We start from the raw sequence: 15,070 nt of genomic DNA, 5'->3' as shown, positions 1-15,070 counted from the left end.
GACGGTTCAGTACGACTTGGGCAGGCCCAGGGTCTGGTGGGAGACGTAGTTGAGAATCATCTCCCGGCTCACCGGGGCGATACGAGCCACGCGGGAGGCCGTGATCAGCTTCGCGAGGCCGAACTCGGTGGTGAGGCCGTTGCCGCCGAGGGTCTGCACTGCCTGGTCTACGGCCCGCACGCAGGCTTCCCCCGCCGCGTATTTGGCCATGTTGGCCGCCTCGCCCGCGCCGACGTCGTCGCCCGCGTCGTAGAGGTGGGCGGCCTTCTGCATCATCAGGCGGGCGAGTTCGAGTTCGATGTGCGCCTGGGCGAGGGGGTGGGCGATGGCCTGGTGGGCGCCGATGGGTGTTTTCCAGACCGTGCGCTCACGGGCGTACTCGACGGCCTTCGCGAGGGCGTGGCGGCCCATGCCGATCGCGAAGGCGGCCGTCATGATCCGCTCCGGGTTGAGGCCGGCGAACAGCTGGAGGAGGCCGGCGTCCTCGTCGCCGACGAGTGCCTCGGCGGGGAGCCGGACGTCGTCCAGGACCAGCTCGAACTGCTTCTCCACGCTGTGCAGTTCCATGTCGATCCTGTGGCGGGTGAAGCCGGGGGCGTCGCGCGGGACGATGAACAGGCAGGGTTTGAGGCTGCCGGTGCGGGCGTCCTCGGTGCGGCCGACGATCAGGGTGGCGTCGGCGATGTCCACGCCGGAGACGAAGACCTTGCGGCCGGTGAGCAGCCAGTCGGTGCCGTCGCGGCGGGCCGTGGTGGTGATGCGGTGGCTGTTGGAGCCGGCGTCGGGTTCGGTGATGCCGAAGGCCATGAGGCGGGTGCCGTCCGCGAGGGCGGGCAGCCACTCCTGTTTCTGGGCCTCGGTGCCGAAGCGGGCGATGACCGTGCCGCAGATCGCCGGGGAGACGATCATCATGAGGAGGGGGTTGCCCGCGGCGCCCATCTCTTCGAGGACGAGGGAGAGTTCGGTGATGCCGCCGCCTCCTCCTCCGTGGGTTTCGGGGAGGTTGACGCCGATGTAGCCGAGTTCGGCTGCCGCTTGCCACAGGGAACGGGAGTCGTGCGGGTGGGCTTTGGCGAAGGAGGCTACCGCGGCGCGGAGTGCCTTGTGTTCGTCGGACTCGATCAAGGTCGTCACTGTGGCTCCTTTGGCCGCGGGTTGTGTGTGGCTGGTCGCGCGGTTCCCCGCGCCCCTGGGGTCAGTCGCTCTCCACGACCGCCAAGAGCGCGCCGACCCGCACCTGCTGTCCTTCCGTCACCTGGACCGCCGTCACCGTTCCCGCCGCCGGGGACGAGAGGACGTGCTGCATCTTCATCGCTTCGAGCCACACCAGCGGTTCGCCCGCCTCGACGCTCGATCCGGTGATGAGGGTGGGCGCGAGCTTGACGACCGTGCCCGGCATGGGGGCCAGGAGGGAGCCGGGGGCGTGCCGGGTCTCGGGGGCCGGAAAGCGCGGGAGGGCCGTCAGGGTGGTGGAGTTGACGTGGACGCGGTCGCCGTGACGGGCCACCTCGTAGCGGTGGCGTACGCCGTCGATCTCCAGGACGACCAGGGTCGGGGCGGCGTGGACCACCTGGACGCCCTCGGCCGTGAGGCCGGACCGGCCGTGTGTGTAGGCGACCTCGGTCTCCTCGCCGTCCACCGCGTACCGCTTCGTCTGCGGTTGGGAGGGCAGGTTGCGCCAGCCGCCGAAGCGGGAGCCCGTGCTTGCCTCCGCGAGCGCGGCGGCGAGGGGGGCGTGCGGGTCGGGGGCCGGAGCGGTCAGGGAGGTGAGGTGGCGGTCGTAGAAGCCCGTCGTCATCCGGGCCGACGTGAACTCCTCGTGCCGCAGGGAACGGATGAGGAGGTCGCGGTTGGTGGGCGGGCCGTGGAGGACGGTGTGCTCCAGGGCGCCCGACAGTTTCCGCAGGGCCTCCGCGCGCGTGGGGGCGTGGGCGACGATCTTCGCGAGCATCGGGTCGTAGTGGACGCCGATCTCGTCGCCGTCGCCGTAGCCGGTGTCCAGGCGGACGCCGTCCGGGACGGTCAGCCGGTGCAGGGTGCCGGTCTGCGGGGTCCAGTCGGTCGCGGGGTCCTCGGCGTAGAGGCGGGCCTCGACGGCGTGGCCACGCGCGCGTGGCGGTTCGGGGGCGAGGGCGGCGCCCTCCGCGACGCGGATCTGTTCGGCGACGAGGTCGAGGCCGAAGACGGCCTCCGTGACGGGGTGTTCGACCTGGAGGCGGGTGTTCATCTCCAGGAAGTGCGCCCGGCCGTCGGCCACCAGGAACTCGACGGTGCCCGCGCCGACGTAGGAGACGGCGTGCGCGGCGCGTACGGCCAGCTCCCGCAGTTCCTCGTCCAGGGCCGCGGGGAGTCCGGGTGCCGGCGCCTCCTCGATCACCTTCTGGTGGCGTCGCTGGAGGGAGCAGTCGCGGGTGCCGAGCGCCCACACCGTGCCGTGGGTGTCGGCGAGGATCTGGACCTCGACATGGCGGCCGTTCTCGACGTACGGCTCGACGAACACCTCGCCGTCGCCGAAGGCGCTCGCCGCCTCCGCGCGGGCGGCCTCCAGGGCGGCGGGCAGCTCCGCCAGACGGCGTACGACGCGCATGCCGCGCCCTCCGCCGCCCGCCGCCGCCTTCACCAGCACCGGCAGGTCGGACTCCGTCACGTCCGCCAGGGGCGCGAGTCCCATGAGCTGCTTCGCGCGCGTCTTGGACGCCATCGCCTCGATGGCCCGGGGCGGCGGGCCGATCCAGACGAGTCCCGCGTCCAGGACGGCGCGGGCGAAGTCGGCGTTCTCGGAGAGGAAGCCGTAACCGGGGTGCACGGCGTCCGCGCCGGCCGCGACGGCGGCCTTCACGACCAGGTCGGCGCGGAGGTAGGTGTCGGCGGGGGCCGCGCCCGGCAGTCGTACGGCCGTGTCGGCCACGCGCGCGTGGAGGGCGTTCTCGTCGGCGTCCGAGTGCACGGCGACCGTCCGGATTCCCAACTCACCGCAGGTGCGGACGATCCGGCAGGCGATCTCGCCGCGGTTCGCGACCAGGACAGAAGTAATCATGAGCCTCACATCCGGAAGACGCCGAAGCCGCCGCGCGCACCCTCGTACGGCGCCGTGTGGATCGCGGACAGGCACAGGCCGAGGACCGTGCGGGTGTCGCGGGGGTCGATGACGCCGTCGTCGTAGAGCCGCCCGGACAGGAACATCGGCAGGGACTCGGACTCGATCTGCTGTTCGACCATGGCGCGCAGGGCGGCGTCGGCGTCCTCGTCGTAGGGGTGGCCCTTCGCGGCGGCCGACTGGCGGGCGACGATCGACAGGACGCCGGCGAGCTGCTGGGGGCCCATGACGGCCGACTTGGCGCTGGGCCAGGCGAAGAGGAAGCGGGGGTCGTAGGCGCGGCCGCACATGCCGTAGTGGCCGGCGCCGTAGGAGGCGCCCATGAGGACGGACAGGTGCGGGACGCGGCTGTTGCTCACCGCGTTGATCATCATCGCGCCGTGTTTGATGATGCCGCCCTGCTCGTACTCCTTGCCGACCATGTAGCCGGTGGTGTTGTGGAGGAAGAGGAGCGGGATGTTCCGCTGGTTGGCGAGCTGGATGAACTGGGCGGCCTTCTGGGACTCGGCGCTGAACAGGACGCCCTGGGCGTTGGCGAGGACGCCGAGCGGATAGCCGTGCAGCGAGGCCCAGCCGGTGGCGAGGCTCGTCCCGTACAGGGGCTTGAACTCGTCGAAGTCGGAGCCGTCGACGATCCGGGCGATCACCTCGCGCGGGTCGAAGGGGATCTTGAGGTCGCCGGGGACGATGCCGAGCAGGTCCTCCGGGTCGTACTTGGGGGGCTCGGCGGGGCCGGGGTCGGCGTGGGCCTTGCGGTGATTGAGGCGGGCCACGACCCGGCGGGCCTGGCGCAGGGCGTCCCGCTCGTCGACGGCGAAGTAGTCGGCGAGACCCGACACACGCGCGTGCATCTCGGCGCCGCCGAGCGACTCGTCGTCGCTCTCCTCGCCGGTGGCCATCTTGACCAGCGGCGGCCCGCCGAGGAACACCTTGGCCCGCTCCTTGACCATGATCACGTGGTCGGACATGCCGGGGACGTAGGCGCCGCCGGCCGTGGAGTTGCCGAAGACGACGGCGACGGTCGGGATGCCGGCGGCGGAGAGCCGGGTCAGGTCGCGGAAGACGGCGCCGCCCGGGATGAAGATCTCCTTCTGGGACGGCAGATCGGCGCCGCCGGACTCCACCAGGCTGATGCAGGGCAGCCGGTTGGCGAGGGCGATGTCGTTGGCGCGCAGGGCCTTCCTCAGCGACCAGGGGTTGCTGGCGCCGCCGCGCACGGTGGGGTCGTTGGCCGTGATCAGGCACTCGACACCCTCGACGACCCCGATGCCGGTGACGAGGGAGGCGCCGACCGCGTAGTCGCTGCCCCAGGCGGCGAGCGGGGACAGCTCCAGGAACGGGGTGTCGGGGTCGAGGAGCAGCTCGACGCGTTCGCGGGCGAGGAGCTTGCCTCGGGCGCGGTGCCGTTCGACGTACTTCGGGCCGCCGCCCGCGAGGGCCTTGGCGTGCTCGGCGTCCAGCTCGGCGAGCTTGGCGAGCATGGCCTCGCGGTGGGCGCGGTGGTCGGGGCCGGTGGTGTCCAGCGCCGACGGCAGGACGGTCACAGCAGTGCCTCCGGGATGTCCAGACGACGGGAGCGCAGCCATTCGCCGAGCGCCTTGGCCTGGGGGTCGAAGCGGTGCTGCGCGGCGACCCCGGCGCCGAGGACGCCCTCGACGACGAAGTTCAGGGCGCGCAGCCGGGGCAGGACGTGCCGGGTGACCGTCAGCTCGGCGGTCTCCGGGAGCAGGGCGCGGAAGCGGTCGACGGTCAGGGTGTGGGCGAGCCAGCGCCAGGCCTCGTCGGTGCGGACCCACACGCCGACGTTGGCGTCCCCGCCCTTGTCGCCGCTGCGGGCACCGGCGACGAGGCCGAGGGGGGCCCGGCGCACGGGTCCGGACGGCAGGGGCTCGGGCAGCTCGGGTGACGCCACGTCCCTCGGTACGAGGCTGTCGGCGGCCGGGGGCACGGGGATCCGGCGTCCGTCGTCGAGGACGGCGGTGTGCGGGACCTCGCCCCGGGGGACGTACGCGGCCTCGAACACCCCGTAGGGGGCGCCCTTGCCGGGTGGGGCGAGGACGTGGAAGCCGGGATAGCTGCCGAGGGCCAGCTCCACGGCGGCGCCGCTCAGGGCGCGGCCCACGACGGCCTGGTCGGGGTCGCGGACGACGAGCCGCAGCAGGGCGCTCGCGGCCTCCTCGGTGTCGGCGTCGGGGCGGTCGGTGCGGACGAGGTCCCAGCGCGCCTCGGCGGCCTTCGTCAGCGAGGGGGCCAGCTGTTCGCGGACCAGCTCCGCCTTGGCCTCGATGTCGAGGCCGGTGAGCACGAAGACGACCTCGTTGCGGAAGCCGCCGAGCCGGGTGCGGCCGACCTTGAGGGTGGGCGGCGGGGCCTCGCCGCGGACGCCGTCGATACGGACGCGGTCGGGGCCCTCCTGGGTGAGCCGTACGGTGTCGAGGCGGGCGGTGACGTCCGGTCCGGCGTAGCGGGCGCCCGTCGTCTCGTACAGCAGTTGCGCGGTGACGGTGCCGACGTCGACGAGTCCGCCGGTGCCGGGGTGCTTGGTGACGACGCTGCTGCCGTCGGCGTGGATCTCGGCGAGCGGGAAGCCGGGCCGGCGGACGTCCGCCTCCCGGAAGAAGGCGTAGTTGCCGCCGGTGGCCTGCGTTCCGCACTCCAGGACGTGCCCGGCGACGACCGCGCCCGCGAGCCGGTCGTAGGCGTGCGGCTCCCAGCCGAAGTGGGCTGCGGCGGGCCCGGTGACCAGGGCCGCGTCCGTGACCCGCCCGGTGACGACGATGTCCGCGCCCTCGCGCAGACAGGCCGCGATGCCGAAGCCGCCGAGATAGGCGTGGGCGGTGAGGGCGCCGGGGAACCGGTGGCCGAGGTCGTCGCCCTCCACGTGCGCGACGCGTACGGGGACGCCGAGCCGCTCGGCGAGGGTGCGGAGGGCGTCGGCGAGTCCGGCCGGGTTCAGGCCGCCGGCGTTGGTGACGATCCGCACGCCCCGCTCCCGGGCGAGCCCGAGGCACTCCTCCAGCTGGCGGGGGAAGGTGCGGGCGTATCCGGCGGAGGGGTCCTTCAGCCGGTCGCGGCCGAGGATCAGCATGGTCAGTTCGGCGAGGTAGTCGCCGGTGAGGACGTCGAGGTCACCGCCGGTGAGCATCTCGCGCAGGGCGTCGGCGCGGTCGCCGTAGAAGCCGGAGAAGTTGCCGACGCGCAGGGGCGGCGGGGGTGTCACCCGGACTCCCCTCGCGGGGCGCGGCCCTTGCCGGGCGGGCCCGCGAAGGCCTGGGCGATGTCCAGCCAGCGGTCGGCGTCGGCGCCCTCGGCGCGCAGCGCGAGGTCGGCGCGGTGGGCGCGCTGGGTGACGAGGAGACAGAAGTCGAGGGCGGGGCCGGTGACGCGGTCGTCGGCGTCGTCGGGGCCGTACGCCCAGGTCTCGCCGGAGGGGGCGGTGAGTTCGACGCGGAAGTCCTCGAACGGCGGGGTGAGTCCGTGCACGCCGAAGGCGTAGTCGCGGGTGCGGACGCCGAGGCGGACGATGTGCCGCACGCGGTCGGTGGGGGTGCGGGCGACTTTGAGGGCGTCGGCGACGTCCAGGCCGTGGGCCCAGGTCTCCATCAGCCGGGCGGTGGCCATGGAGGCGGTCGACATGGGCGGCCCGTACCAGGGGAAGCGGGCGCCCTCGGGGGCGGTGCGCAGGGCGTCCGCGAGGGCCGCGCGGCCGGTGCGCCAGTCCGCGAGGAGCCGTGCGGGCGGCTTGCGCGCGCCGTCCGTGGCGCCGTTGTCCACGAAGTCCCCGGGCTCGGTCAGCGCGGCCTCGACCTCACGGGCGAAGGCGCTCCGGTCGGTCACCGCGAGCAGGGAGGAGTGGTCGGTCCAGGCGAGGTGGGCGATCTGGTGGGCGACGGTCCAGCCGGGGGCGGGGGTCGGAAGCGTCCACTGCTCCGGCTCCAACTCGGCGACGAGGGAATCGAGTTCGTCGCTTTCGGCACACAGGTCGTCGATCACGGGCGTCGGGTCGGCCATGGGGTGGAGCATGGCAGGGCCCCCAGAAACAAGCAAGCATGCTTGCATTAATTTCCGGGTGCCGCGCGCGAGAGCGCCTCAGCTCTCCGGTACGGCCGTCCTGGCGCGGCCCACCTGGGTGCGCACCGCGCCCAAGCTCGCCGCGACGACCAGGGCGATCGCGGCCGCCTCGGGCAGGGAGAGGGACTGGCCGAGGACGAGGAGACCGGCGGTGGCGGCGATGGCCGGTTCCAGGCTCATGAGGATCGCGAAGGTGGAGGCGGGCAGCCGGCGCAGGGCCAGGAGTTCCAGGGTGTACGGCAGCACGGAGGAGAGCAGCGCCACCGCCGCGCCCAGCCCCAGCGTCACCGGGTCGGCCAGTTCGGCGCCGGACTGCGCGAGGCCCAGCGGGAGGAACAGCAGCGCGCCCACCGCCATCGCCAGCGCCAGGCCGTCCGCCTGCGGGAACCGTCGGCCGGTCCGCGCGCTGAACACGATGTACGCCGCCCACATCGCACCCGCCCCCAGAGCGAACGCGATCCCCACGGGGTCGAGGTCGCCGAACCCTCCGCCGCCGAGCAGGAAGACCCCGGCGAGGGCGAGCCCCGCCCAGACCAGGTTGACGGCGCGGCGGGAGGCGATGACGGAGAGGGCGAGGGGGCCGAGGACCTCCAGGGTCACCGCCGGGCCCAGCGGAATGCGGTCGACGGCCTGGTAGAAGAGGCCGTTCATCGCGGCCATGGTGACGCCGAAGACGGTGACCGTGCCCCAGTCGGCGCGGGAGTGGCCGCGCAGCCGGGGGCGGCAGACGACGAGCAGGACCACCGCCGCGACCGCCAGCCGCAGCGCGACCACCCCGAGCGCGCCCGCCCTCGGCATCAGCGTCACCGCCAGCGCGCCGCCGAACTGCACCGAGACGCCGCCGGCGAGGACGAGGCCGACGGGGCCGAGGGAGCCGGAGCGGCGCGGGGAGGCGGGGGCGGGGAGAGCGGGGGCGGGGAGAGCGGGGGCGGAGGTGTCCGAGGTGGTCGTCACGGGTGGTCCAAGGGCTCGTATGTTCATCCTGCTGAACTGTCAAGTCCAGAGTAGTGAACCGAGACAGGGGCGTAAACCGCTGATGCCTCTGTCTCGCGCCGTGAGACGACGTTCAGATGCCGGGCCAGTACGACGGGTTGTTCGTGTGGTACGGGTGGTACGGCTGGTATGGCTGGTACGGCTGGTACGGCTGGTAGGGGTTTGGAACTGCTGCCGTCGCAGTGCGTTCAAGAGCACTCGGGTGAGTGGGGGTATCCGAGTCGGGCCGGGCGGGGGTGGCGGGGTGGGTGCGCTGCGGGGCATCGCCGCGCCGTTCGTCGCGTCCGGCCCCACCGGTGTGGCCGTCCGCACCCGTCTGAACGCCTCCTCGATGGCCTGGTCGCTCGCGCCGGGCCGTCCGCAGGCGATGTTCGCGCGGACGGTGTCGTGCAGGACGAGCGTCTCCTGCGGCAGCAGGGTCACCTATGCGCGCAGCCGCGCCGGCGGGAAGTCCCGCACCGGCACGCCGTCCAGCAGCACCCGCTGTGAATACCCTGGGAGAAGCCGGCAGTTGCTTGAGCAAGCCGTGGATTCCTAATCCTCGCCGAGCGCGTCCGCCAGCACCTCCGCGAGATGCCGGGCCCGTACGCCGGCCAGGTGGTCGAGCTGGGTACGGCACGAGTAGCCGTCGGCGAGGACGACCGTGTCGGGCGTGGACTGCCGTACGGCGGGCAGCAGTTGCTCCTCCGCGCAGGCGGCCGACACCTCGAAGTGGCCCGTCTCGAAGCCGAAGTTGCCGGCCAGTCCACAGCAGCCGCCGCTGAGCTCGCCGGTGAGCCCGGCGGCCGCGCGCAGTCGGCGGTCGGGGGCGTCACCGAGCACCGCGTGCTGATGGCAGTGCGTCTGGCCGACGACCGGACGGTCCAGCCGGGGCGGCGCCCAGCCGGGCGCGTACCGCTCCAGCGCCTCCGCGAAGGTCGTCACGCGTGCCGCGAGGCGCCGCGCGCGCGGGTCGTCGGGCAGCAGCTCCGGGAGGTCCGTGCGCAGGGCGGCGGCACAGCTCGGCTCCAGGACGACGAAGGGGGGCTCTTCGGGGGTGCCCTCCCGTGGTTCGTCCTCCCGTGGTTCGTCCTCCCGTGGTTCGTCCTCCCGCACGAAGGGCTCCAGGAGATCCAGGGTGCGCCGCATGACCTCCCGCGCCCGGTCGAGCTGGCCCGTCGAGACGTACGTCAGTCCGCAGCACACCCGGCCACGCCTGGCCGTGAGCGGGTTGAAGGTGTACGACACCCCGTCGCCGACGGCCGCCCTCGTCCAGCGGTGCGTGGGCGGGGTGAGGACGTCCAGGCCCGCCGCCTCCAGGACCCGTACGGCCGCCTTGCCGACGGACGGGGAGAGGTGCTCCGTGAAGGTGTCCGGCCACAGGAAGACCGCCTGCCGGGGCCCGCCCGGTCGCCGTTCCCCACGCGCCTCCGCCCGGGCCCGGGCCACCAGCCGCCTCCCCCACCACCGGCCGAACGTCTCCGGGGCCAGCGGCGGGATCGCCCGCTCCGGCGCGAGCCCGGCCGCCCGTTTCGCCGCCCACGCCAGGGGCCGCACGCGCGCGAGGACGTTCAGGAGCCGGGACGCGCGCGTGCGGGACGCCCAGCGCAGCCACTGCGGCAGCCGGCCCAGCGCGTAGTGGGCGGCGGGGCGGCGCCGGCCCGCGTAGTGGTGGTGCAGGAACTCCGCCTTGTAGGTGGCCATGTCGACGCCGACCGGGCAGTCGGAGCGGCAGCCCTTGCAGGACAGACACAGGTCCAGGGCGTCCCGGACCTCCGTCGACCGCCAGCCGTCGGTCACCACCTCGCCGGCGAGCATCTCGTGCAGCAGACGGGCACGCCCGCGCGTGGAGTGCGCCTCCTCGCCCGTCGCGCGGAACGACGGGCACATCACGGCGGACCCGGCCGCCGCCGTCGTACGGCACTTGGCGACGCCCACACAGCGGCGTACGGCCGCCGAGAAGTCACCGCCGTCGGACGGGTAGCCGAAGATGACCGGCAGCGGTTCACGGGGCAGCACGGAGAAGCGCAGCCCGAAGTCCAGGGGCGCCGGGCGCACCAGCATGCCGGGGTTGAGCAGATCGTCGGGGTCCCACACGCCCTTCGCCCGCTCGAACAGGGCGATCAGTTCCGGGCCGTACATCTTCGGCAGCAGCTCGGCCCGCGCCCGCCCGTCGCCGTGCTCCCCGGACAGCGAGCCGCCGTGGGCGACGACCAGCTCGGCGAGCTCCTCGGAGAAACGGCGGAAGCGCGCCACGCCCGGCCCGGTCAGCAGATCGAAGTCGATACGGACGTGGACGCAGCCGTCGCCGAAATGGCCGTACGGCGTCCCGCGCAGCCCGTGCGTGAGGAGCAGCGCGCGGAAGTCCCGCAGGTAGGCGCCGAGCCGGGCGGGCGGCACCGCGCAGTCCTCCCAGCCGGGCCAGGCCTCCGAACCGTCGGGCATCCGCGTCGCGGTGCCGGCGGCGTCCTCGCGGATGCGCCACAGGGCCCGCTGGGCCGCCGGGTCGGTCACGACCAGGGAGTCCACGGTGCCGTCCGAGGCGCCCCGCACGATCGCCTCCGCACGCGCGCGTGCCGCACTCTCCGACGCGCCGCCGGCCTCCACGAACAGCCAGGCACCGCCCCTGGGCAGCCCCGCCGCCGTCGGCACCAGGTCGGCCGCCATCCCCTCCACCGTCAGCGGCCCGTACGGCAGCAGACCGACCGCCGCCTCGGCCGCAGCACCCTCGTCGCCGTACCCGAGCACCGCGAGCGCACGCGCGCGGGGGGCCTCGACGAGCCGTACGACCGCTTCCGTCAGTACGCCGAGCGTGCCCTCCGAGCCGCAGAAGGAGCGGGCGACGTCGGCGCCCTTCTCGGGCAGCAGCGCGTCCAGGGCGTACCCGGAGATCCGGCGGGGCAGCTCGGGGAAACCGGTCCGCAGCCGCGCGAGGTCCCCGTCCACCAGTTCCCGCAGCCCCTCGGGCGCCCCGGCCCAGCCCCGCCCGAGCCGCAGCCGGTGCCCGCGCGCCGTGACGACCTCCAGCTCACGCACGCTGTCCGCGGTCGTCCCCCAGGCCACCGAGTGGGAGCCGCAGGAGTTGTTGCCGATCATGCCGCCGAGCGTGCAGCGGCTGTGCGTGGCCGGGTCGGGCCCGAAGCGCAGCCCGTGCGGGGCGGCGGCCTCCTGGAGCCGGTCGAGGACCAGCCCGGGCTGGACGACGGCGGTCCGCTCCCGTGGGTCCAGGGCGAGCACCCGGTTCATGTGCCGGGTGAAGTCCAGCACCACGCCCGTACCGGTCGCCTGCCCGGCGATCGAGGTGCCCCCGCCGCGCGCGACGACGGGCACGCCGTGCGTCCGGCACACCTCCAGGACGGCGGTCACGTCGTCGGCGTCCCGGGGGGCGACGACACCCAGCGGGACCCGCCGGTAGTTGGACGCGTCCATGGTGACCAGCGCCCGGGACATGGCGTCGAAGCCCACGTCACCTCGGACGACCCTGCGCAGCTCGGCTTCCAGCTCTGTCATGACGTCCACCCATCAGCCGGAATCGGCCACCTGTCGGAACACCGTCTCACCCGACGGACGAGGTTTCGCCGAGGTTTCCCCCACCCGATAACCTCCCTGCGTGGCTGAGATCCAGATTCCCTCTGACATCAAGCCCGCCGACGGACGTTTCGGCGCGGGCCCCTCCAAGGTGCGGACGGAGGCGCTGGACGCCCTCGCCGCCACCGGCACCTCTCTCCTCGGCACCTCCCACCGCCAGGCTCCGGTGAAGAACCTGGTCGGCAAGGTGCGCGAGGGCATCTCCGAGCTGTTCTCCCTCCCCGAGGGCTACGAGGTGATCCTCGGCAACGGCGGCTCGACCGCGTTCTGGGACGTCGCGACCCACGGTCTGATCGAGAACAAGTCGCAGCACCTCACGTTCGGCGAGTTCAGCTCGAAGTTCGCGAAGGCCGCCAAGCTCGCCCCCTGGCTGGCGGAGCCCACGGTCGTCTCCTCCGACCCGGGCACGCACCCCGAGCCGCAGGCCGAGGCGGGCGTGGACGTGTACGCGTTCACGCACAACGAGACCTCGACGGGTGTCGCGGCCCCGCTGAAGCGTGTCGCGGGCGCCGACGAGGGCGCGCTGGTCCTGGTGGACGCCACCTCCGGCGCCGGCGGTCTGCCGGTCGACATCGCCGAGACGGACGTCTACTACTTCGCCCCGCAGAAGTCCTTCGCCTCCGACGGCGGCCTGTGGATCGGCGTGTTCTCGCCGGCGGCGATCGAGCGCGCGGAGCGGATCCACGCGTCCGGCCGGCACATCCCCGAGTTCTTCAGCCTGCCGACGGCGATCGACAACTCGCGCAAGAACCAGACGTACAACACCCCGGCCCTCGCCACGCTCTTCCTGCTGAACGAGCAGCTCGAGTGGATCAACGGCCAGGGCGGTCTGGCCTTCTCCACCGGCCGGACCAAGGACTCCTCGACCCGCCTGTACAGCTGGGCGGAGGAGTCGAAGCACGCGACGCCGTTCGTCGCCGACCCGGCCAAGCGTTCCCAGGTCATCGGCACGATCGACTTCGCGGACGAGATCGACGCCGCCGCGATCGCCAAGGTGCTGCGCGCCAACGGGATCGTCGACACCGAGCCGTACCGCAAGCTGGGCCGCAACCAGCTGCGCGTCGCGATGTTCCCGGCGATCGACCCGGCGGACGTCGAGGCGCTCACGCGGTGCGTCAACTACGTGATCGAGAAGCTCTGATCAGCGCTTCTGTACGGCACTGAGGGGCGCCCGGTGATCCACCGGGCGCCCCTCGTGCTGTCGGTCAGCCCTCGCTGATGAGCTTCTCGTACGCCGTGGCGTCGAGCAGCCCGTTGGAGGACGCCGCACCCTTGTTCCTGATCCTGAAGAGCCACATCCCGTACGGGTCGGAGTTGACCTCGTCCGGGCTGTCGGTGACCTCCTCGTTGATCTCGACGATCACGCCGGTGAGCGGGCTGTACAGCTCGGACACCGACTTGACCGACTCCACCGTGCCGACGGGGTCCCCGACCTCGACCTCCCTGCCCACCTCGGGCAGCTCGAAGAAGACGATGTCGCCGAGGTTCTTCTGGGCGAAGTCGGTGATGCCGACGGTCGCGGTGCCGTCGGTCCCGCTCTCGACCCATTCGTGCTCTTCGGTGTAGCGGAGGTGGGTGGGCACCTGAGCCATGTCTGCTCCTTCGGCGGTCGGGGTGCGATCGGAACCAGCCTCACCCCAGGGATGCGCTGAACCCGACATTTCCGGCACCCCGGTCCGCCATGCAGGTGACAGATCGCTCAGCCGCGGAAGCCGACCAGCCCGTGCAGGGTGTCGGTGGCGGCCGGCTGCTGCGTGGTCAGGGCGGTGGTCGCCGTGGCGGTCGGGACGGGGTCCGCGGTCTTCTTGCAGGTCGCGTCGGCGACACCGCTGCCGCGCGGGACCGTGCCGTCGGTGAGGTACTTGGCCAGGTACTTGTCCAGGCAGGTGTTGCCGCTCAGCGTGATGCCGTGGTTGCCGCCGCCCTGCTCGACGACCAGGCTGGAGTGCTTGAGCAGACGGTGCACGGTGACACCGCCCTGGTACGGGGTGGCCGCGTCGTTCGTCGCCTGGAACAGCAGGACCGGCGGGAGCTTGCTGTTGGCGACGTTCACCGGCTTCAGCGACTTGGTGGGCCAGTACGCGCAGGGCGCGTTGTACCAGGCGTTGTTCCAGGCCATGAACGGGGCCTTCTCGTACACGGCCCAGTTGTCCTTGCGCCACTGGTTCCAGTCGCGCGGCCAGGAGACGTCACGGCACTGCACGGCGGTGTAGACGCTGTAGCCGTTGTCGCCGGAGGCGTCGATGGCCGCGATGCCCTCGTAGGCCTTGATCAGCGGGGCGTCGTTCTTGTCGTTCACGTGGGCCGCGAACGCCGAGGCGAGGATCGGCCAGTAGCCGTTGTAGTAGCCGCCGGGGATGAAGGTGTCCTCCAGCTCGGAGGCGCCCACCTCGCCGCCGGCCGGCTTCGCGGCGAGCTCGGCCCGCATCGCGTACCACTTGGCCTCGATCGCGGCCGGGTCGGTGCCGAGCTTGTACGTGCCGTTGTACTTGGCGATCCACGCCATCAGCGCCTTCTGGCGGGCGTCGAAGGCGTAGTCCTGGGAGATGTTGGCGTCGTACCAGACCCCGTTCGGGTCGACGATCGAGTCCAGGACCAGGCGGCGCACCCGGGTCGGGAAGAGCTTGGCGTAGACCTGGCCCAGGTAGGTGCCGTACGAGTAGCCGAAGTAGTTGATCTTCTTGGCGCCGAGCGCCTTGCGGATCTGGTCCATGTCCTTCACGGCGTTGACCGTGTTGATGTACGGCAGGACGTCCGCGTACTTCGTGCCGCAGGCCTTGGCGAAGGACTTGGCGCGCGCGAGGTTGGCCTTCTCGATCGCGGCGGTGCTGGGCACGGAGTCCGGGCGGACCGGGTTGAAGTAGCCCGGCTTGCAGTCGAGGGCGGGCTTGCTCTTGCCCACGCCGCGCGGGTCGAAGCCGATGACGTCGTACTGGGACGCGACCGCCTTGGGCAGCGAGGACGCGACGAACCCGGCGAGGGTCAGCCCGCTGCCACCGGGGCCGCCGGGGTTCACCAGCAGGGGGCCCTGGTACTTCCGCGCGGTGTGCGGGACGCGCGACAGGGCGAGGGTTATTTTCCGGCCCTGCGGCTTGGCGTAGTCGAGCGGCACCTTCACCGACGCGCACTGGAGCGTCGGGTAGTCCTCCGTCGCGCACTTCTTCCAGGTGACCTTCGCCGCCTGGGCTGCTGTCTGGGCGGACTGCGACGACGCGGCCTCGGCCGGGACCGCCGTGAGCGACCCGGCGAGCACGACGGTCGCGCCACACAGCACGGCTGTGCTTCTTCTCATGAAGTTCCTTCACACCATGGGGGGTTCGACAGGACCGCAAGATTCACGAT

The 15,070-nt window shown here is 72.6% G+C and carries 11 protein-coding genes; 2 read left to right on the top strand and 9 right to left on the bottom strand.

Translation table 11 applies throughout. The features are described from left to right. Positions 1–6 precede the first annotated feature (6 nt). From OG852_RS26525 to OG852_RS26500, 6 genes are all read right to left on the bottom strand, one after another. The gene (locus tag OG852_RS26525; RefSeq protein WP_133912036.1) at positions 7–1,134 is read right to left on the bottom strand and encodes an acyl-CoA dehydrogenase family protein; all 1,128 of its coding nucleotides are present in this window, start codon (positions 1,132–1,134) and stop codon (positions 7–9) included. A gap of 61 nt (positions 1,135–1,195) precedes the next feature. Further along, positions 1,196–3,037 carry an acetyl/propionyl/methylcrotonyl-CoA carboxylase subunit alpha gene (locus OG852_RS26520; RefSeq protein WP_330349151.1) on the bottom strand — a complete coding sequence of 614 codons (1,842 nt, stop codon included), beginning with the start codon at positions 3,035–3,037 and terminating at the stop codon, positions 1,196–1,198. A 5-nt stretch (positions 3,038–3,042) separates the two neighbouring features. Next, complete coding sequence (locus OG852_RS26515; protein ID WP_330349150.1) at positions 3,043–4,641, bottom strand: acyl-CoA carboxylase subunit beta; 1,599 nt, start codon at positions 4,639–4,641, stop codon at positions 3,043–3,045. Continuing rightward, complete coding sequence (locus OG852_RS26510) at positions 4,638–6,317, bottom strand: acyclic terpene utilization AtuA family protein (protein ID WP_330349149.1); 1,680 nt, start codon at positions 6,315–6,317, stop codon at positions 4,638–4,640. The genes OG852_RS26515 and OG852_RS26510 overlap by 4 nt, the downstream gene beginning before the upstream one ends. Beyond that, on the bottom strand, positions 6,314–7,108 hold the full coding sequence (locus OG852_RS26505) for a TIGR03084 family metal-binding protein (protein ID WP_133912032.1): 795 nt from the start codon (positions 7,106–7,108) through the stop codon (positions 6,314–6,316). Before OG852_RS26505 ends, OG852_RS26510 begins: the two co-directional genes overlap by 4 nt. Before the next feature lie 78 nt (positions 7,109–7,186). Further along, entirely contained in the window at positions 7,187–8,149 is a 963-nt protein-coding gene (locus OG852_RS26500) for an EamA family transporter (protein WP_443064565.1), read from the bottom strand. A 256-nt stretch (positions 8,150–8,405) separates the two neighbouring features. On the opposite strand from OG852_RS26500, the gene OG852_RS26495 reads away from it, so the two are divergent. Beyond that, positions 8,406–8,699 carry a hypothetical protein gene (locus OG852_RS26495; protein WP_330349147.1) on the top strand — a complete coding sequence of 98 codons (294 nt, stop codon included), beginning with the start codon at positions 8,406–8,408 and terminating at the stop codon, positions 8,697–8,699. Here the strand turns inward: OG852_RS26495 and OG852_RS26490 are convergent. Next, positions 8,696–11,650, bottom strand: a complete 2,955-nt coding sequence (locus OG852_RS26490) for an FAD-binding and (Fe-S)-binding domain-containing protein (RefSeq protein WP_330349146.1) — start codon at positions 11,648–11,650, stop codon at positions 8,696–8,698. The two genes, OG852_RS26495 and OG852_RS26490, sit on opposite strands and share 4 nt — an antisense overlap. Before the next feature lie 100 nt (positions 11,651–11,750). Between OG852_RS26490 and serC the strand changes: the two genes are divergently transcribed. Then, positions 11,751–12,869, top strand: a complete 1,119-nt coding sequence (gene serC / locus OG852_RS26485) for a phosphoserine transaminase (RefSeq protein WP_330349145.1) — start codon at positions 11,751–11,753, stop codon at positions 12,867–12,869. 64 nt (positions 12,870–12,933) lie between these two features. Here serC and gcvH read toward each other — a convergent pair whose 3' ends face one another. Then, a complete protein-coding gene (gene gcvH, locus OG852_RS26480; protein WP_133912028.1) occupies positions 12,934–13,320 on the bottom strand; it encodes a glycine cleavage system protein GcvH in 387 nt (128 codons plus the stop codon). 107 nt (positions 13,321–13,427) lie between these two features. Next, positions 13,428–15,020 (bottom strand): alpha/beta hydrolase, encoded by a 1,593-nt coding sequence (locus OG852_RS26475; protein ID WP_330349144.1) that lies wholly within the window; start codon positions 15,018–15,020, stop codon positions 13,428–13,430. Positions 15,021–15,070 lie beyond the last annotated feature (50 nt).

Source organism: Streptomyces sp. NBC_00582 (genome assembly GCF_036345155.1).
Taxonomy (GTDB): Bacteria; Actinomycetota; Actinomycetes; order Streptomycetales; family Streptomycetaceae; genus Streptomyces.
The sequence above is the reverse complement of the archived record's forward strand: the minus strand, read 5'-3'. Positions and strand labels throughout refer to the sequence as shown.